Origin of the sequence: Desulfobaculum sp. SPO524 (assembly GCF_044987625.1) — a bacterium.
Classification (GTDB): domain Bacteria; phylum Desulfobacterota; class Desulfovibrionia; order Desulfovibrionales; family Desulfovibrionaceae; genus Desulfobaculum.
The window spans coordinates 327,506-346,535 of record NZ_JBJDSB010000002.1; the positions used below are offsets into that span (position 1 = coordinate 327,506).

A 19,030-nucleotide genomic window follows, 5' to 3' on the forward strand; every position below is an offset into this window, starting at 1 on the left:
GAAAAGTGACAAAAAGTCTACATTCACCGTGAAATTGTGGCAGGAGGCCTGCGCCGAAGGCGAGGCGGTGGGGGGGCGCATGCTGAAGAGCGAAGGAAAGGGGAGAAGGCAGGAAGGCATGCTCCGCAGGCTCAAGGGGCGTGCCCCCTTGAGAATCCCATTTGCGCACATGCCGGTTGCCTTTGAATGGGCCGGTCGTCACCCCTGACGGCTCTCGTCCGTGTTGAAGAAGAGTTTTTTTGGGGGGGGTATTGGTGGTTCGGCCCAAGCGGTGAGAATCCCCGTTTGGGGTGGTTGCAAGAAAAGACAAAAGGCAAAAGACCCCGCCCACCCCCTTATTTTCAGGAGCGGCTTCCGCTCCTGAAAATCCTAAGGATTGTTAAGGAAATTATTTCCTTAACCCGCCGGAGGCATCTTTTGCTTTCTTCGTCCTTTCTGTCCCCCCCGATAAGAAGGCACGAAAAAAGGCTCTCGATAGAATCGAGAGCCTTTTGATGACGATCTGGCGGAGAGGAGAGGATTTGAACCTCCGGTACCTTTCGGTACACACGCTTTCCAGGCGTGCTCCTTAAGCCGGACTCGGACACCTCTCCGCGTCGGGAAAGACTTCTAAGGAAAAGGGGAGCGCTTTGCAACCCCTTTTCCGGGATTTTTTAAAAAAAGTTGAAAGCCGGGGGCTTAGTCGGTCTTGGACGATGTGTCATCCTTGGCGGATGGGTCCTTCTTCTTGGGCTGCCAACTGCAGCTGTCCGAAGCGGGGCCTCAACCGTGAATGCCAAGTTTGGGCAAAATCACTTTGTTGAGGACAACGAAGACTCCCACGATGAGGAGCAGGGTCCAGAGTGCGTCCATAGGTCCTCCGTCTGTTTTGGGGCGGCGCGGTATCGCGCCGCGCTTTCACAGACTGTATATCCTCCTGATGGCGCGTCAATCCCCCCGGGAGTCAATACGTCCTTTACTGGGCGTAGAAGGCCTTGATGGCGTCGCAGACGGTGCGTACGTCGTCATGGTCCATACCTGGAAAAATGGGCAGGCTGAGGATCTCTCCGGCCATCTTCTCGGTAAGGGCGAGGTCGTCCGTGCGGCAAGGGGCCGTTCCATCTACGAACAGCTTCTGCTTGTGTCCGGGGATGGGATAGTGAATGCCGGTGCCTATTTCGCGCTCGCGCAGATACTGGATGAGCTCTTCGCGGCGGGGGGCGCGGATGACGTAGAGATGGTAGACGTGCGTGCAGTCTTCGCGCTCGTGCGGGGTAATGACGGGCGTTCCGGCAAGTTGCGTGTCGTAAATGGCGGCGATGTCGCGGCGCTGGGCGTTCTCGGTGGCGAGCCTGCCGAGGCGGATGCGCAAAAAGGCGGCCTGCATTTCATCCATGCGGCTGTTGCCGCCTGCTGTGACGCTTTCGTAGCGGCTTGCTTCGCCGTATTGCTTGAGCAGGCGGATGCGCTGGTCCAGTTCGGCGTCGGCGCAGCAAATGGCGCCGCCGTCACCAAGGGCGCCAAGATTCTTGGTGGGATAGAAGGAGAATGCCGCGGCATCGCCAATTTGTCCGGCGAGACGGTCCTTGTAGGTGGCGCCATGGGACTGCGCGCAGTCCTCCAGCAGGGCGACGCCGTTGGCGCGGCAGAGTTCCGCGATGGGGTCCATGTCACAGGACTGTCCGTACAGATGCACGGCCATGACGGCCTTGGTCTTCTGGGACAGCATGCGCTCTACGCTGGCGGGGGCGAGGGTGTATGTGGCCTCGTCGACCTCGGCGAAGACGGGAACGCCGCCGGTTGCGAGGACGGCGTGATAGCAGGGCAGCGCCGTATGCGCGGGCAGGATGACTTCGTCGCCGTTGCCAACGCCAAGGGCGCGCAGGGCGAGGATGAGGGCGTCCGTGCCGTTACCAACGGTGATGGCGTGGTCGCGGCTCAGCCAGTGGGCGAGTTCGTTTTCAAAGGCGTCCACCTCCGGGCCCATGAGGTACCAGCCGCGTCCCATGACGCGTTCGAAGGCTTCGCGCAGGTCGTTTTCAAAGGGCGCGGTCTGCGCCTTAAGGCTATTGAACGGGATTCCCATTGCTCTAACTCCGCTATGGCGGTTGTGGTTATGGTCTGGGGTCTGTGTACCTGCGCGGACGGGCTTTGGCAAATGACGGGGAGCGCCTGCGGGACGAGAGGGCGGATGGTGGGGAAGGAAGGACGCGGTGGTGAAATGAAAAGGGGAGACCTGCCGGCCTCCCCCCGAGATATGCGGCGCATGCGCGCGGCGGCGACAGACGGACTAGATGCCCATCACGTTGTAGCCAGCGTCAACATACATCACTTCGCCCGTCGTGCCGGAGCCAAGGTCCGAGGCAAGATACAGGGCGGCGCGGCCCACGTCTTCCTGCGTGACATTGCGGCCGAGGGGGGCGCGCTCCTCAATGTGGGAGAGGATGGACTTGAAGCCCGAGATGCCGGACGAGGCCAGCGTCTTGATGGGCCCGGCGCTGATGGCGTTGACACGCACACCCTTTTTGCCGAGGTCCGAGGCGAGGTAGCGGACGCTGGATTCCAGCGCGGCTTTGGCAACGCCCATGACATTGTAGTTGGTGATGACCTTCTGGGAGCCGTGATAGGTCATGGTCAACACGGAGCCGTTTTCGCTGAGCATGTCCTCAAAGGCATGACAGACGGCAACGAGGGAGTAGGCCGAAACGTCGAGCGCCAGCTTAAAGCCGTCGCGCGAGGTGTCGATAAAGCGTCCCTTCAGGTCGTTGCGGTCGGCGTAGGCGACGGAATGGACGATGATGTCCACATCCCCCCACTGTTCACGAACGTAGTCCGCAGCGCTTGCCACGGCGGCGTCGTCAGAGAGGTCCGCCTTGATGATGAACTCGCCGCCGAGTTCTTCGTTGATGGGTTCTATGCGTTTTTGAACGGCGTCGGATGCGTAGCTGAATGCCAGCCGGGCACCCTGCGCCTTGAATTCCTTGGCCACGGCGTAAGCGATGCTTCGCTGGTTGGCCACGCCGAAGATGAGAGCCTTTTTCCCTTCAAGCAGCATGTGGTTCCTCCTTTTACGGCACCGAACATAAACGTGGCCGCCCGGATAAGCAATCGGGCGGCCATGGGAAACTGCAATTCTTTACGCTATGTGCGTGGCGGCGGCAAGAACCTTTGGGGCGGGAAGGCCCCTTTTGACGCCGCTGCAAGGGATGTGGGTCGTGCTAGGCAAGAGCGGGCTCCTGCCGCGCAGCGATGAATTCCGCCTTGAGGGTGTCCATAAGTTCGCGCACGGAGATGATCTCTTTGATGCGGTGAACATTGGCACCGGCAAAGGCGAAGCCGTGCTTGAGCTTGCCCTTTTTGGCATTGGCGAGGGCTACGGCAATGCAGTAGGGGCTTTTGGTATAGTCGCAGGTCTTGATGCAGTGGAAAGGGCATTTAAAAGGCTTGCGCTTGCCGTTTTCCACGTCATCGATGAACGGGCTGCGGATGGCGCGACCGGGCATGCCCACCGGGCTTTTGATGATTTTGATGTCATCCTTTGTGGCGTCCACGTAGGCCTGTTTGAAGGCGTGGTCAGCGTCGCATTCGTGGGTGGCAACAAAACGGGTGCCCATCTGTACTCCCGAGGCGCCACGGTCCAGCATGGCGCTGATGTCCGCGCCGGTATACACGCCGCCTGCGGCGATGACCGGAATATGCGCGCCGTGCTCGTCCTCGAAGGGCTTGACCGCATCCACAACGTCATCGACGAGATTTTCAACGCGGAACTCGGGATTGTCGAGGTCTTCCGCCTTGAAACCGAGATGGCCGCCAGCCTTGGGGCCTTCCACAACAAAGCCGTCGGGCAGGTAGTCGAACTTGGCGAGCCATTTTTTGCAGATGACCTTGGCCGCGCGCCCGGAGCTGACAATGGGCACAAGGCGGGTCTTGGTCTCGTCCGAGAGGTATTTAGGCAGGTCAAGGGGCAACCCGGCGCCGGAGAAGATGACGTCCGCGCCTTCTTTGATGGAGGTCTTGACCATGTCGGCGAAGTTGGTGAGGGCAACCATGACGTTGACGCCGATGATGCCGTCCGTCTTTTCACGGGCGGTGCGGATTTCGCGCGCGAGGGCGCGGCGGTTTGCCTCGTCGGGGTTTTTGGCCAGGTCCGGTTCGTTCTGGCCGATCATGGCCGCGGCAATAACACCGACGCCGCCCTGATTGGCCACTGCCGAAGCAAGACCGGACAGCGAAATGCCAACGCCCATGCCACCTTGGACAATGGGGATACGCGCCACAAGGTCGCCGATGTGCAGCTCCGGCATTTTGATGTCCGGAAATTTGATCTCCGGCATCTTCATTTCAGGAACCTTGAACTCGGGCATGCGCAGTTCGGAGATTTTCATGGAACTCCTTCCAGAATTTGTATTGACTAAATTGCTTGCGCAACCATCACGGTGTGAAATTAAGTGCGCGCAATGGATGTGCACCGCCGTTATGTACCCCAGCGGCGCTGATGTCAAGGAATGGCGCAGCAGTGGTGGCGTGGAAGGAGCAAGGCAGCGGTGAAAAAGGCGGGGAATGCCGCAGAGATAAACGGCCCGCAGCGGGGCTGCGGGCCGTAGGAGACTGTGAGGGCGGACGCGGGGCGTGCCTCCGGCGCGGCGGCTAGACCGTGGTAAACGGCTTGCCGGTGAGGTGCTGGTAGGCCTCGGCGTACTTGGCGCCGGTCTTTTCGATGACTTCGTCGGTCAGCGTGGGCGGCGGCGGAGTCTTGTCCCAGTCCTGCTTGGAAAGCCAGTCGCGCAGGTACTGTTTGTCAAAGCTGGGCTGGGTGACGCCGGGGGCGTAGCCCTGCATGGGCCAGAAGCGCGAGGAGTCGGGCGTGAGGACTTCATCAATGAGGGTGAGGTGCCCGTCCACCATGCCGAACTCAAATTTGGTGTCCGCAATGAGGATGCCCTTTTCCGCGGCAAAGTCGCGGGCGCGGGAGTAAATCTCCAACGACGTGGTCTGCACCTTGTCCAGCAGGTCGGCGCCAATGAGGTCACGAGCCTGCGTCAGGGTGATGTTTTCGTCATGCTCGCCAAGCTCGGCCTTGGTGGAGGGGGTGAACAGCGGCTCGGGAAGTTTTTCGGATTCCTGCAGGCCGTCCGGCAGGGGATAGCCGCAGACGGAGCCTGTGCGCTGGTAGTCCTTCCAGCCGGAGCCGGTGATGTAGCCGCGGACGATGCATTCGATGGGCAGGGGCTTTGCCTTTTTGACGATGACGGCGCGGCCTTCCAGTTCCTCGGCGTAGGGCGCGAGGGCATCGGGGAAGTCGGCAACATCGGAGGCGATGAGATGGTTCGGGACGATGTTTTTGAACATCTCCATCCAGAACATGGTGATCTGGTTCAGGATGACGCCCTTGAACGGGATGGGTTCGTTCATGATGACGTCAAAGGCGGACATGCGGTCCGTGGTGACGATGAGGAGCCGGTCCTCGGCGAGGTCGTAGATGTCACGTACCTTGCCGCGTGAAGTCAGGGGAAATTCCTTGATTTGAGTCTCGGTCACGACCTTCATGGAATCGTTCTCCTTCATAAAGGATATGATGGTTGGCGGTGTGCACTGCATAATAGAAAAAGAAACGGTTTGGAACCCCCGTTTGTGCAGTGATTTCCGCTTTTGTGCAGGATAGGGAAGAAAAAATGCGGGGCCGGTGCGTTGGGATGCAGGCTCCGCAGGCCGCCGTATCTGGTCCGGGCGGCAAAGAGAAGCCCCCGCTCATCAGGCGAGCGGGGGCTTGGTATTATTTTGCGAAGCGTTTCTCCACACTGCGCGCGTGGGCTTCCAACCCTTCAAGGCGCGCAAGGCGGGCGATTTTGTTGCCGTGAGCGGCTGTGAAGCTTGGCTGTGTGGCAATGACGCTGGAGCGCTTGAGGAACGTCTGCACCGATAAGGCCGAGGAGAACCGCGCGGTGCCCAGCGTGGGTAGAACGTGGTTCGGTCCGGCGAAATAGTCGCCGACGGGTTCCGGAGCGTGGTGCCCCATGAAAATGGCGCCCGCATGGCGGATGCGGCCGAGCAGGGACCACGGATCGTCAACGGCAAGCTCAAGATGCTCGGGAGCGATACGGTTGACGATGTCTGTGGCGGTTTCGAGGCTGTCACAGGTAATGATGGCGCCCCAGTCCCGCAGGGATTGTGCGGCAATCTCGGTGCGGGGGAGTTCCTGAAGCTGTCTGGACAGGGCTTCCCGGACGCGCCCGGCAAGGCCTTCGTCCGTCGTGACAAGCACGGCGGAGGCGAGGGCGTCGTGTTCCGCCTGCGACAGCATATCTGCCGCCAGCCATTCAGGGTCGGCGGAGGCGTCCGCGAGAATGGTGATTTCGCTCGGTCCGGCAATCATGTCGATACCCACGCGGCCTGTCAGCAGGCGTTTGGCCGTGGTGACAAAGATGTTACCCGGTCCGGCGATGACATCAACGGGAGTGATGGTTTGCGTGCCGTGAGCCAGCGCGGCGATACCCCACGCGCTTCCGGCGCGGACGATATCCGTAATGCCAAGGATGTGGGCCGTTGCGAGGAGTGTGGGGTTGAGCGTGCCGTCGGGGCGCGGCGGGGACACCACTGTAATATTCTGCACGCCAGCAACCTGCGCCGGGATGGCGTTCATCAGCAGGCTGGAGATAAGCGGCGTCTGCCCGCCCTGCCCGCCGGGCACATACAGGCCCACACGGTCCACGGGCGTGACCATCTGACCAAGGATGGTGCCGTCGGCCTGTGTGGTCCACCAGGAGTTTTCCTTCTGGCGTTCGTGAAAGGCGCGGATGTTGGCGACGGCTTCGCGGATGATGGCAAGGTCCTCGGCCGGAACCTCGCGCAGAGCGGCTTCACATTCATGGTGATGCACATGCAGATGCTCGGCGGTGAGGGTGTCGCAGTCGAATTTGCGTCCATATTCCGCAATGGCTTCGTCGCCACGCTCCCGGACATCGGCAAGGATGTCCAGCACAAGAGCGTCAACGTCGTGTCCGGGATTGTCGCGTCCGGACAGCCACTGGCGGATACCGTCGAAATCTTCGGGACCGCAATAGGCGATCTTCCGGCAGGGCATGATGCATCTCCTTAGGATGGATTGATGAATGTGCGACCTGAAAAGCCGCGCCGTTGTAACGTCTGGACAGAGAGATATAGGAGAGAGCCGGGGAAAAGTCGAGGGGTGATGTTGTGTGTGGAGGGGGGGGGGAGGAGAAGGAGAATGGGGAGGTGATGGGAAGCCTTGTGGGGCCGGGGGTGAGTCTGGAGTTTGGAGGGGAGGTATCAGGAGGGAGTTTGGAGGTGTGGGGACGTGTTGGTGTGTGGGAAGCAGGAAGACAGTGGGGAACGAGGAGGATGAGAGAGCAGGGGAAGGCATCGTGGAGGGCGTTGGGCGGGGAGTATGGAATGGAGTGGGCAGAAGGGGCAGGAGTTTGGGAGGGCGGCGATGTCTTGGAGCGGTGCGGGGGACTGTGAAGGAAAAGCAGGGGGAATAGAGAATGAGAGGGCGCTTTACTGATACCGACAAAGAAAAAGGGCGGGGTCCGAAGACCCCGCCCGAGATGGCGTTGGGTAAATCGGCTAAGCCGATTTAGAAGTCGTACTTGAGGTAGAACGCAGCCTTCATGGCGTCGTCGTCGTTCTCATCACCCCAAACGTCTTCGTCACGATCCATGTTGATGTAACCAAGCTCGACGATGGCGGCCAGGTTCTCGTAGATCTGGTAGGTGGAGTCGACGTTGACTTCAACGAAGGAATCTTCTTCGGAGAGGAAGTAACGGTTGTCATCGAGCTTGCGGCCAGCTTTGACAGCTTCCTCGTCGGAGGTGCCCTGACCGTACATCACGATCACCTTGTGGGAGAGGTCTTCCACGAAGGAGAAGTCAGCGAGGTAGGCGCCAATGGCCCACAGGTCGTAGCGGTCGCCAGCAGCGAGCTTGCTGTCCATGCCGCCGGACTGAGCGCCGGTGAAGCCGAGGTGGGTCGGGCCGAAGCCGGAGTCGTTCAGGGTAGGCATGGTGTTGGAGCCGTCTTCAGCGGCGTCTTCGTCATCACCGGTGCCGTACATGGCCAGCAGGCCGAGGGTACCGAAGTCGGCCTTGTACTCGGCGCCGAGGTCCATGAACCAACCGGAACGGTCGTTCTTTTCTTCGTCGGCGTTCACGGAGCCGTAGATCACGTCACCCTTGAAGGTGAAGGGGGAGAACATGGCAACTTCGAAGTTGACGCCGCCCCAGTACACGGAGGAGTCGTCGTCAGCTTCAACGCCACCGTTGGCAGCGTTCACGAGGCCCTTGGTGTACCACAGGGTGTCGTTGCCGAGGCCGTTGTCGTACAGGTCGGAACCAATGTTGCCGTAGATGGCGTAGGGGGTCACGGAGAAGCCGTTGCCCTGGATGGGCAGGATGGCGGTGAAGATGTCGATGTCGTCCTGGGTCTGGCCGTCTTCAACACCGTCAACACCGTTGTCCAGTGCACGCACCCAACCGACGGTCAGGCCGACCTGCTCGGTGATGGGAGCGGACACGAGGATGCCAGCGGCGTCGTCGTCAAAGATGGGGGAGCCGTAGGCGCCCTTGAAGCCAACAGGCTGCAGGCCAACACGGGCGGACACGGAGGTGCCGGGAACCATGAAGTTGGTGTAGGCGTGCTTCACTTCAACGTTGCCGGCGCCGTCAGTACCAAGAGCGCCACCGTTAGCGTCGCCCCATTCGGTGTCGATTTCGAAACCGAGAACAGCGTTCAGGGACTCGGAAGCAACGTAGTCGAAGTACACACGAACACGCTGGCTAGCGCTGAAGTCGTCTTCGTTGTTAGCGTCGGTGAAATCGGTGTTGTCAGCCCAAGTCAGGTTGTGGACGAACTGAGCCTTCATCTGGACTTCCTTGGCGGAAGCAAAGCCCGCCACGCCCATGACGAAAGCGGCCACGAGGGCCAGAGTCAGAATGCGTTTCATTTTTAATTCCTTCTTTGTTTTGCTTGATGCAAAGAATTGTTCCCAACGCCGTGTTTTGATCGAAACCAAAACGAGGACCGTGAATAGAAGTTTTTTGGGCGACTTTCAACCCCAAACGGTCAAGAAAATGCCGGAAAGTACAATTTTTTTTACCCGTCAAAAATTTGTACTAGGTTGCTTGCGTGGTGAAAGTTCAATTGAAACAGCATCTTGTATGTATTTAGTGTGCTTTTGCGGAAACTGTTGCCGAAGCGAAGGAATTGTAGTTCGAGGGCCAAGTGAGGGGCGCTGGGAAATAGAAAACTGTCTGACTCGGGACAGTTTGAGGGGCGAGGAGTGTTGATATTCAATGAAAAAGGCCGGAGCCTCAGATGAAGCTCCGGCCAGGATGACGTCGGGAGAATTGATGCACCGGTTTAGAAGTCGTACTTCAGGTAGAAGGCAGCCTTGAGGGCGTCGTCGTCCTGATCGTCGGTCTTCCAGACGTCTTCGTCCTTGTCCAGATTGATGTAACCAAGCTCAACAATGGCGGCCAGGTTCTCGTAAATCTGGTAGGTGGTGTCGAAGTTGACTTCCACGAAGGAGTCTTCGTCGGTGATGAAGTAGCGGTCGTTGTTGACGCTCGCCTTTTTGATCAGTTCACCGTCGGTGGTGCCCTGACCGTACATCACGATAACCTTGTGGCTCATGTTCTCAACGAAGGAGAAGTCTGCCAGGTAGGCGCCAATGGCCCACAGGTCGTAGCGGTCGCCAGCAGCCAGCACGGAGTCGGTGCCGCCGGAGACAGCGCCGGAGAAGCCGAAGTGGGTGGGGGCAAAGCCGGAGTCGTTCAGGGTCGGCATGGTGTTGGAGCCGTCGGTGTCGGCGTCTTCGTCGTCGCCGGTGCCGTAGACACCGATGATGCCGAGGGTACCGAAGTCAGCCTTGTACTCAGCGCCAAGGTCCATGAACCAACCGGAACGGTCGTTCTCTTCGTCGTCAGCGTTGACGGCACCGTAGATGATATCACCCTTAACGGTGAAGGGGGCGAACATGCTCACTTCAAAGTTGGCGCCGCCCCACCAGATGGAGGAGTCGTCTTCAACGTTGCCCTTGGCGCCAGCGGCGTTCAGCAGGCCGCGGGCGTAGAAGTTTTTGTCGTAGGCGTCTTTGTCAGTGTTAAAGAAGTCGTTAGACGCGTCGTACAGGTCGGAACCGAAGTTGCCGTAGATGAGGTAAGGCGTCACGCCAAAGCCCTCACCCTGCACAGGCAGGATGGCGGTGAACAGGTCGATGTCGTCCTGAGTCTGACCATCTTCAACACCTTTCACACCGTCATCAAGAGCGCGGACCCAGCCGAGGGTCAGGCCAACCTGATCAGTGATGGGGGTGGACACCATGATGCCAGCGGCGTCGTCGTCAAAGATGGGAGAGCCGTAGGCACCCTTCCATGCGACGGGCTGCAGACCAACACGGGCGGACACGGAAGTGCCGGGCACCACAAAGTTGGTGTAGGCGTGCTTCACGCGGACGGTGTCGCCGTCGGTGCCGAGGTCGCCACCGTTATCGGCATCACCCCACTCGGTGTTCATTTCGAAACCGAGCACGGCGTTGAGGGAGTCGGACGCAACGTAGTCAAAGTACACGCGGACACGCTGCTTGGCGAGGAAGTCGTCCTCGTTGTTCTCGTCATTGAAGTCAGTGTTGTCAGTCCAGGTCAGGTGATGGACGAACTGAGCCTTCATCTGGACTTCCTTGGCGGAGGCAAAGCCAGCCAGGCCCATGACGAAAGCGGCCACGAGGGCCAGAGTCAGAATGCGTTTCATGATAATCTTCTTCGTTTTGCTTTTGATTGTTCAAAAGTTTCCCGACGTCAATATCGAGGTTTTTGCTCGACGTGCAGATTTGTCTATCGCTGACATGAGAAGGAATCAAGTGATTTGAGCGCACAAACGAGAAAAAGTTTAAAAATTTGTATCAATGAAATTTCAGCAATGACGGTGATTGCGAGTTGAACTGTATCAATAAGGAATCGTTTCAGGGTGTGGCTAATGGAATGGTGTGGAAACAGAACAGTCTATATTGAGAGAGGGCTACGCTGAAAGCAGTGAGGGATTTGGAGGGGAGTTGGGGGCGGTGTTCTTTGAGTGCACTTGAGGCAAATGCCCCCCCACGGGTTGTCTGGTGCAGAGCCAAACAGGGGGGATGATGTGCGTTGGAGGGGCATGATGGGTGGAGGTGTTTACAGCGTCCTTGAATGAGAAACCGTGCTGAGTGCAGGAGGGCAAAAAAGCCGGGGCCCAAACGGGCCCCGGCAGGGTGTGGCGTTAGAAAAGGTTCGGCTGTGCCGATTTAGAAGTCGTACTTCAGGTAGAAGGCGGCCTTCAGAGCGTCGTCGTCATTTTCGTCGCCCCAAACGTCGTCGTCCCTATCCAGATTGATGTAGCCGAGCTCGGCGATGCAAGCCAGGTTCTCGTAGATCTGGTAGGTGGAGTCGAAGTTGACTTCCCAGAAGGAGTCTTCGTCGGTGATGGCCGGGGTGGAGCCCTTGAGAGTGTAGGTCGTGCCGCTGTCCTTAACCAGCTCACCGTCGGTGGTGCCCTGACCGTAGACAACGATCAGCTTGTGGGACAGGTCTTCCACGAAGGAGAAGTCAGCCAGGTAGGCGCCGATGGCCCACAGGTCGTAGCGGTCGCCGCCAGCGAGCACGGAGTCCGTGCCGCCGGTCTGTGCGCCGGAGAAGCCGAAGTGGGTCGGGCCGAAGCCGGAGTCATTCAGAGTCGGCATGGTTTCGGAGCCGTCGTTTTCGTCGTCGTCGTCACCGGAACCGTAGATGCCCATGACGCCGAGGGTACCAAAGTCCATGGCGTACTCAACGCCAAGGTCCATGAACCAACCAGAACGGTCGTTTTCTTCGTCGTCAGCATTGACGGAACCGTAGATGATGTCACCCTTAACGGTAAAGGGATCAAACATGGTGACTTCGAAGTTCAGGCCGCCCCAGAACAGGGAGGAGTTGTCATCGACGCCAGACAGCTTCGGGTTGGAAGAGACCAGGCCCTTGGCGTAGAAGTGCTTGTCGTCGAGATCCAGCATGCGGGTCTCGCCAGCAGACCAAGCGCCACCATCGGTGTTGAGGCTGTAAGCGTTGTAGATGTCAGCGCCGAGGGAGCCGTAGATCAGGTACGGGGTGAAGCCGAAGCCGTCCATGTTCACCGGCAGGATGGCGGTGAAGATGTCGATGTCGTCTTCGTTGTACTTGCTGTCGTCTTCGCCGTCAGCGTTGTCCAGAGCACGCACCCAACCAACGGTCAGGCCGACCTGGTCGGTGATGGGGGAGGACACGAGGATGCCAGCGGCGTCGTCATCAAAGATGGGAGAGCCGTAAGCGCCCTTAAAGCCGACAGGCTGCAGACCAACACGGGCGGACACGGAGGTGCCGGGAACCACGAAGTTGGTGTAGGCATGCTTCACGGCAACGGTGTTGCCGTCGGTGCCGAGGTCGCCACCTTCGCTTTCGTTACCCCATTCGGAGTTGATTTCAAAGCCGAGGACGGCGTTCAAGGACTCGGAGGCAACGTAGTCAAAGTAGACACGGATGCGCTGGTCGGCCTTGAAGTCGTCTTCGCGGTCAGAGTCGTCAAAGTCGGTGTTGTCAGTCCAAGTCAGGAAATGATTGAACTGAGCTTTCATCTGGACTTCTTTGGCGGAAGCGAAGCCCGCCAGGCCCAGAACGAGAGCGCCCACAAGGGCCAGAGTCAATACTCGTTTCATGGTGAATTCCTTCTTTGTTTTGCTTTGAGGCAAAATGCTGAACATCTCTAACGCCACGGCGAGCCTGGTTGCGCCCAAGCTCATCGTCGTGATTATCGCTTTTTCAGTAGGGAATCAACCGTAAAGCGTGGAAAAAATGACAAAGGTCAAAATTTTTTTACCGTACAAAATCTTGTCCCCTGGAAAAGCGCCATATGCGAGGGGTTCTTTGCTGCCGGGCCTTCCGAGGGATATTCAAATGTGCTGTGGCACGCACTGATTCGTCAGTTTTAGGCTCAAAGTGGGAATAGAATCTCTGTTTTGACGAAAATGTAACGACATGGTGGGAAGGCGCCCAGGAGACAAGGCGCGGGGACTGGTGTACATGGGGCGTATGTTCGAATTTGAGCCGAAACGTTATCCGCAGTCGCCCGGCGTGTACTTGATGAAGGATTCGCGCGGGCGCATTATATATGTTGGGAAGGCCAAGAGTCTTCGGGCGCGGCTTTCGTCGTATTTTCGCAGCCCCGGCCAGCAGACGCCCAAGACCCGCATCATGGTGGCGCGCATAGCCGCCATTGAGACCCTTCATACCGCGACGGAGAAGGAAGCCCTGCTCCTTGAGGCGAGCCTTATCAAGAAGCATCGCCCGCGCTACAATATCGTGCTGCGTGATGATAAGCAGTATGTCCTTATGAAGCTTTCCAAGCGGCACGACTACCCGCGGCTGACCATGACGCGAAAGGTTGTCCGCGATGGTTCCGTGTACTACGGCCCGTTCACCTCCGCCGCAGCCGCCCGCGCCACATGGAAAATCATGGGGCGCATGTTTCCGCTGCGCAAATGTACGGACAAGGCGTTTGCCAATCGCGTGCGACCCTGTTTGTATCATCATATTGGGCAGTGTCTTGCTCCGTGTGTGAAGGTTGTCCCTCAGGAGGATTACGCCACGGTTGTGCGGCAGGTGGAGCTTTTTCTTGCCGGGCGTACCGGGGAGCTTACCGAGGATTTGACCGTGCAGATGCAGGCGGCTTCCGAGGCGCTGGAGTTTGAAAAAGCCGCCCAGATTCGTGACCAGCTGCGGGCAGTGCAGATGACGGTGGAACGCCAGAGCGTGGTCATGCAAACGCGCTCTGACCTTGACGTTGTTGCTGTCGCGGAGACGCATGGCGGTCTTGGCTTGGCGCTGATGTTTATCCGCCAGGGGCGGCTTCTTGGCCGTAAGTCGTTCTTTTGGTCCGGGCTTGGGCTGGAAGAGGGCGGCGAGGCCGTGTCCGGCTTCCTCATGCAGTTCTACTCCCAAAGCCGATTCGTTCCGGAGCGCATTCTGTTGCCATGGGAGCCGGATGATCCGGTTCTGGCCGACGTTTTGGCCGAGCACCGGCAGGGACCTGTCCGCCTGCGCACCGCTCGCTCCGGCGATGAGAAAAAGCTCCTTGAGCTGGCCCGCGCCAACGCCGCACAGGCCGCACCGTCCGAGAGTGAGGCGCCGCTTGAGGAACTACTGATGAAGGCGCTTCGGCTCCCGCATCCTGCGCGGCGCGTGGAGTGCATTGATATTTCGCACCTTGGCGGCAAGGGCATGCGCGGCGGGCAAGTTGTGTTTGAGGACGGCCGTCCGGCCAAGAGCGAGTACCGCACGTATACCTTTGATGAGCTTGAGGGCAGCGGCGACGACTATGCGGCCCTTGCCGCGTGGGCGACACGCCGCGTTGCGTCCGATGCCCCGCCGCCGGACCTTGTGCTTATCGACGGTGGCCGGGGGCAGGTTGCTGCGGTGCAGCGCGCGTTGGAGGAGGCAGGACGCCCGGCGGCGTGGCCCATTGCAGGCATCGCCAAGGCCGTTGGGGAACCGGGCGCCGGTCCAGACCGCCGCGCGGGCGCTCTGGATGACAGAATTTTCTTGCCGGGGCGGAAGAATCCGCTCCCGATCAAGGCCGGGAGTCCGGAACTCCTTTTCCTGCAGCGCGTGCGTGATGCGGCGCACTCCTTCGTCATTGGGCGGCAGCGCGCGGGGCGGACCAAGAAGATGCTCAGCAGTGAACTGACCAGCCTCTCCGGAATTGGCCCCAAGATGGCGCGGCAATTATGGGACGCCTTTGGCTCCATCGACGCCATGCGCGCGGCGTCAGTGCAGGACCTCCGGCGTGTACCGGGGCTGGGGCCCAAACGCGCCGAAGCGTTGCATCAGGCCCTCCGTCAGCTTAAAGGGGAGTCGGAATAACGCCGGATGCACTGCGCATTGTGCCAATGCGCGGTGTGGATGGCTTGACGCCTAATTCGGATTGTTTTAATCGGGTTGCTGGGCCAGCAGGCCCACAGCGTCGCTGAGTTCATGGATTGTATGAAACGAATAGAGATAGACCGATGAAATTATCCGCCCGTTCCCGCTATGCGGCCCGGCTCCTGCTGGAGCTGGCGCAGCACGCTGGCGCCGCTCCCATTAAGGCGTCCTTCCTTGCTGAACGCACAGGCATTTCCGTTCAGTTTATCGAGCAGATTATCAAGCCGCTGAAGAAGGGCGGTTTGGTGCACAGTCTGCGCGGTGCCAGCGGAGGCCATAGTTTGGCGGTGGAGCCGCAGGATGTGACCCTCGCCCGCATCGTTGAGATTATGGAGGATGGCATTTCGTTGACCAAGTGCTGCGCGGACCCCAATTCCTGTGGCCGCGTGGACGACTGTAAGACCCGTAGCGCATGGATGCATGCGTCCAAAGCGCTACGCGAAGGACTGGAAGCCATCAGTCTGGCCGACCTTATGGACTCTCCGGCCTCCTCGGCGTCTTTGTTGGCGGACGACCCTGAGGAAGGGGAAGCCTAGCGAGGCCCCAAGAGCATATACGAATGCAAAAGACCGACGCGGTGAGCCGTGTCGGTCTTTCTTTTTATGATAATGGGCGCGCCTGTGGTGCGCTGGCGGGTTATGGCAGCGTCAGCGGTTCGCCAATGGTGGCGGAGAGGAGCGTCGTCTTTGGCGCACGGGCGGCAAGCTCGTCAGCAAAGGACGCTGTGCTTTGTTCCAAAACGGGGAATGTACCCCAGTGCATAGGCAGGACGCTGCGGCAGCCGAGCAGCGAACACGCCAGCGCGGCCTGCGCCGGGTCCATGGTGAACACGCCGCCGATGGGGAGCAGGGCGAGGTCGATGGAGTAGAGTTGCCCCCACAGCTCCATGGAGCTGAAAATGCCCGTGTCACCAGCGTGGTAGATGGTGTAGCCATCCTCAAGGGTGATGATGTAGCCAGTTGGCGCGCCGGATTCACTGGAGTGGAAGGCCTGCGTCATGGTGACGCGCACCCCGCCGAGGTCCAGCGTGCCGCCAATGTTCATGCCGATGCCGTTGGCAATCTGCCCAGCCGGAACGCCAGCCTGCTGGAGTTTTTCTGCCGTGCCGACAATGGCGACCAGTTGCGCGCCTGTGCGGGTACAGATGTCCACGGCGCTGCCAACGTGGTCGCCATGGTCGTGAGTGATGAGGACGGCGTCGGCTTCGGTGATGTCTGCGCCGGAAATGGGCGCGGCGGGGTTGCCGTCAAAAAACGGGTCGACAAACAGAGTGCGTGATGGCGTCTGAATTTTGAAATTGGCGTGCGAGTACCACGTGATGGTGTTTGGCATGGGTGATTCTCCTTAGCTCGGTGTCTCGTCGCCCCAGCGGGCTGACAGGTCGTGGGGGACGTGTAGCATATCCAGAACGCGTCCACAAAAGTGGTTGACGAGCGCGGTGACGGATTGTGGCTTCAGGTAGAATCCCGGGCTTGGCGGCATGATGGTAGCGCCGGCGTCATGGGCGCGGAGCATGTTTTCCATGTGGATTCTGTTCAGCGGTGTTTCGCGGGGGACCAGTACGAGAGGGCGGCGCTCCTTGAGGGTGACGTCCGCAGCCCGGTGGATGAGGTTGGACCCCATGCCCGTGGCGATGGCCGCAAGCGACGCCATGGAGCAGGGGCACACAATCATGCCGGAGTGCTGCCATGAACCACTTGCTGGCGGCGCGCCAATGTCGTCCTGCGAGTAGACGGCGTGAGCGTGGGCCGTAATGGCCTCCGCGCCATCGCCTGTTTCCAGTCGGAGCACTTCGCCCGCAGCGGCGGAGACGATGCAGTGCAGTTCAATATCAGGCGTTTGCCCTAAAACGCGTGCGAGAGTCGCGGCGTAGGGCATCCCGCTTGCTCCGGTCACCGCGAGGACGATGCGCCGGGGGCTTTCTGTGTGGTGTACGGCGTGTGATGTCATACCCAGCAAATACCATTGGCAAGAGAGCCTTACAAGCCGAACCGGCCCCGCGTTTCAGCGCCCTGTGCGGGGCGGCAGTGGGATGTGTGGAGGACTTCGGATTAAGGCAAACGCGGGGACAGCGGTATGAAAATATGATAAATCCTGCTTGACAACATTCCCTCACAGGGCATATTAAGCCCTCCTTCACGGGCAATTAGCTCAGTTGGATAGAGCGCTAGCCTCCGGAGCTAGAGGCCGCAGGTTCGACTCCTGCATTGCCCACCATGAGAATAAAAAGGACTTTCCGAGCAATCGGGAAGTCCTTTTTTTGTGCTGTTGCAGTGATGTCTTGCCTGTGATTGTCCCCCTTTTTGTTGCTTTAATCCTTGCTACGACTCCCCAATACGTCTGCATTGAGTGTTGAAGTCGATGGCATGTTTAATGCCCTATGGAAATCGTTTCCGTGTTTTGTCCATTTTGCATTTTCCAAAAGGGTGTTCTTTGTTGTAGTCGAATTGTGCGTGTTGTGTGGTGTGCTTTCTGTGTTTCCGATGCATTCACATCGCAGTCCTTCAATTTGTTCCCAAAGTAGGCTAAACCATCTGCTGTCAGAAAAACAGTAAGGAGATATGCGATGCAATATTATGAGAAGTTTCTTGAACTGTTGAAGACCGTTCCTGCGGAAAGGCAAGACTGGTATGGTGGGGCGACTGAGGAGCAGATTGTCGCGTTTGAGGAAAAGGTCGGCCACCGTTTTCCTCCGACGTATCGGCGCTTTTTGAAGGAGTTTGGGGAAGGCGATGTGTACGCTATGGAGTTCGAGGGTATAACGTCGACGGGAGAGCTTCCATTAGCAACACTTGAAGTTTTGGAACAGTGCGCCAAAGAGAAAATCCCCCCCGTCCTTATTGTGAATGAATTGGGGGATGGGACGTTCTGGGGCATCTATTTTTCCGAGGAGAAAAACGGCGAGTTTCCAATATATGGATGGCACGGAACGCTTGACTATGAATGGGAATACGATGCCTCAAGCTTTGGCGAATTCATTTATACGCGTCTTGCGGAACGCATAGAATATAAGGCGCGCGAAGCTGCCGGGGAGACGGAAGAAAGAGTGAGCTTCAGTTCGTGGAGCCAGCAGTTTTAGCGGCTGCGGTAAGCTCCATGAACACTGGAGGCGTCATCAGCCCAAGGCCACGCCAAATCCGTTGGCAATGGTGATGATGCCCCAAAAGACCGGGATGTAGACGAGCATGGAGATGAAGACCGTTGCGAAGGTTTCGGATTCTCCGGCGTTATAGACCTGCGAAAACACACAGGCCAGCGGCGCGCTTGGCATGCCTGCGAGCAGGGCGCCAATGACGAGTGTTTTGCCCGTAATACCAAAGGCATAGAGCAAGGCGGCGGCAAGGGCAGGCTGGATGATGAGCTTCATCAGGTTTACGGAGAGGACGCTCTTTAGGTTCAGCTTGGGGTCAAGCTGGGCGATGAGCATGCCTATGGCGAACAGCGTGCACGGCACGGACGCCATGCCAAAGCTTTGCATGCTGTCCGTGAGGAACGTCGGAATCTGTAAGCCGGAAAGCGACACGGCAATGCCCGCAAAGGCCATCATGATGCCCGGCGTTTTGAGAAGCGATACACCGACGTTGCGCAGTACCGCCCCCCGGCCTTGGCCTCCCGCGTTTTGATACATCTCGAACTGCGTCACAATGAGCATAACAATTGCGGTGGGCAGCAGGATGGAGAGCGTGACAATGACCAGCGTCTCGTGGGTGTTGTCGAACAGGGAGATAATAATCGGCAGGCCAAGGAATGCGCTGTTGGGCAGGCTTGCCGAAGCCGAGCGAATACAGCTAACCGGTCCGCAGGCCTTGAAGAGCCACGACGAGATGCCAAACATGCACAGATAGGAAATGATCATCGACAGGGTGTAGGCCGTCGCAAAGCGGATTTGAAAGATTTCCTCAATGGGCGTGGTGGCCAACGAAGAAAAAAGCAGTGCGGGCAGCGTAAAGAAGAAGACGAAGTCGTTAAGCGTCTTGGAACTGTTCTTTGGCAGCAGGCTTTTGCGCTGGGCAAACCAGCCTGCGAGCACCATCAGGAACAGCGGGAGCAGTGTCGAGATTACAACCTTGAGCATG

The 19,030-nt window shown here is 58.7% G+C and carries 14 protein-coding genes and 2 tRNA genes; 4 read left to right on the plus strand and 12 right to left on the minus strand.

The features are described from left to right. Nucleotides 1–503: 503 nt before the first annotated feature. From ACI3L3_RS07110 to ACI3L3_RS07150, 9 genes are all read right to left on the minus strand, one after another. A tRNA-Ser gene (locus ACI3L3_RS07110) sits at nucleotides 504–593 on the minus strand. Between the two features lie 362 nt (nucleotides 594–955). After that, nucleotides 956–2,065, minus strand: a complete 1,110-nt coding sequence (locus tag ACI3L3_RS07115) for a DegT/DnrJ/EryC1/StrS family aminotransferase (protein WP_404844415.1) — start codon at nucleotides 2,063–2,065, stop codon at nucleotides 956–958. A gap of 204 nt (nucleotides 2,066–2,269) precedes the next feature. Further along, a complete protein-coding gene (locus ACI3L3_RS07120) occupies nucleotides 2,270–3,034 on the minus strand; it encodes an enoyl-ACP reductase (RefSeq protein WP_404844416.1) in 765 nt (254 codons plus the stop codon). 163 nt (nucleotides 3,035–3,197) lie between these two features. Continuing rightward, the gene (locus ACI3L3_RS07125) at nucleotides 3,198–4,289 is read right to left on the minus strand and encodes an NAD(P)H-dependent flavin oxidoreductase (RefSeq protein ID WP_404845208.1); all 1,092 of its coding nucleotides are present in this window, start codon (nucleotides 4,287–4,289) and stop codon (nucleotides 3,198–3,200) included. A 337-nt stretch (nucleotides 4,290–4,626) separates the two neighbouring features. Beyond that, a complete protein-coding gene (locus tag ACI3L3_RS07130; protein ID WP_404844417.1) occupies nucleotides 4,627–5,526 on the minus strand; it encodes a phosphoribosylaminoimidazolesuccinocarboxamide synthase in 900 nt (299 codons plus the stop codon). A 226-nt stretch (nucleotides 5,527–5,752) separates the two neighbouring features. After that, nucleotides 5,753–7,060: a histidinol dehydrogenase gene (gene hisD, locus ACI3L3_RS07135; RefSeq protein ID WP_404844418.1), complete on the minus strand. Its 1,308-nt coding sequence runs from the start codon at nucleotides 7,058–7,060 to the stop codon at nucleotides 5,753–5,755. A 513-nt stretch (nucleotides 7,061–7,573) separates the two neighbouring features. After that, nucleotides 7,574–8,938, minus strand: coding sequence for an outer membrane homotrimeric porin (locus ACI3L3_RS07140; RefSeq protein ID WP_404844419.1), 1,365 nt, complete (start codon nucleotides 8,936–8,938; stop codon nucleotides 7,574–7,576). Between the two features lie 416 nt (nucleotides 8,939–9,354). Next, nucleotides 9,355–10,743: an outer membrane homotrimeric porin gene (locus ACI3L3_RS07145; RefSeq protein WP_404844420.1), complete on the minus strand. Its 1,389-nt coding sequence runs from the start codon at nucleotides 10,741–10,743 to the stop codon at nucleotides 9,355–9,357. 526 nt (nucleotides 10,744–11,269) lie between these two features. Continuing rightward, nucleotides 11,270–12,691 carry an outer membrane homotrimeric porin gene (locus tag ACI3L3_RS07150; RefSeq protein WP_404844421.1) on the minus strand — a complete coding sequence of 474 codons (1,422 nt, stop codon included), beginning with the start codon at nucleotides 12,689–12,691 and terminating at the stop codon, nucleotides 11,270–11,272. 364 nt (nucleotides 12,692–13,055) lie between these two features. On the opposite strand from ACI3L3_RS07150, the gene uvrC reads away from it, so the two are divergent. Both uvrC and ACI3L3_RS07160 read left to right on the plus strand, forming a co-directional pair. Beyond that, nucleotides 13,056–14,894 carry an excinuclease ABC subunit UvrC gene (uvrC, locus tag ACI3L3_RS07155; protein ID WP_404844422.1) on the plus strand — a complete coding sequence of 613 codons (1,839 nt, stop codon included), beginning with the start codon at nucleotides 13,056–13,058 and terminating at the stop codon, nucleotides 14,892–14,894. 143 nt (nucleotides 14,895–15,037) lie between these two features. Beyond that, on the plus strand, nucleotides 15,038–15,490 hold the full coding sequence (locus ACI3L3_RS07160) for an RrF2 family transcriptional regulator (RefSeq protein WP_404844423.1): 453 nt from the start codon (nucleotides 15,038–15,040) through the stop codon (nucleotides 15,488–15,490). A 100-nt stretch (nucleotides 15,491–15,590) separates the two neighbouring features. On the opposite strand, the gene ACI3L3_RS07165 is transcribed toward ACI3L3_RS07160, so the two are convergent. Next, complete coding sequence (locus ACI3L3_RS07165) at nucleotides 15,591–16,286, minus strand: metal-dependent hydrolase (RefSeq protein ID WP_404844424.1); 696 nt, start codon at nucleotides 16,284–16,286, stop codon at nucleotides 15,591–15,593. A 12-nt stretch (nucleotides 16,287–16,298) separates the two neighbouring features. Continuing rightward, complete coding sequence (locus ACI3L3_RS07170) at nucleotides 16,299–16,904, minus strand: UbiX family flavin prenyltransferase (protein WP_404844425.1); 606 nt, start codon at nucleotides 16,902–16,904, stop codon at nucleotides 16,299–16,301. Nucleotides 16,905–17,094: 190 nt separating this feature from the next. On the opposite strand from ACI3L3_RS07170, the gene ACI3L3_RS07175 reads away from it, so the two are divergent. Both ACI3L3_RS07175 and ACI3L3_RS07180 read left to right on the plus strand, forming a co-directional pair. Then, nucleotides 17,095–17,171, plus strand: a tRNA-Arg gene (locus ACI3L3_RS07175). Between the two features lie 349 nt (nucleotides 17,172–17,520). After that, nucleotides 17,521–18,033: an SMI1/KNR4 family protein gene (locus ACI3L3_RS07180; RefSeq protein ID WP_404844426.1), complete on the plus strand. Its 513-nt coding sequence runs from the start codon at nucleotides 17,521–17,523 to the stop codon at nucleotides 18,031–18,033. Nucleotides 18,034–18,069: 36 nt separating this feature from the next. Here the strand turns inward: ACI3L3_RS07180 and ACI3L3_RS07185 are convergent, their stop codons facing one another. Next, nucleotides 18,070–19,029, minus strand: a complete 960-nt coding sequence (locus tag ACI3L3_RS07185; protein ID WP_404844427.1) for an AEC family transporter — start codon at nucleotides 19,027–19,029, stop codon at nucleotides 18,070–18,072. Between the last annotated feature and the right edge of the window lies 1 nt (nucleotide 19,030).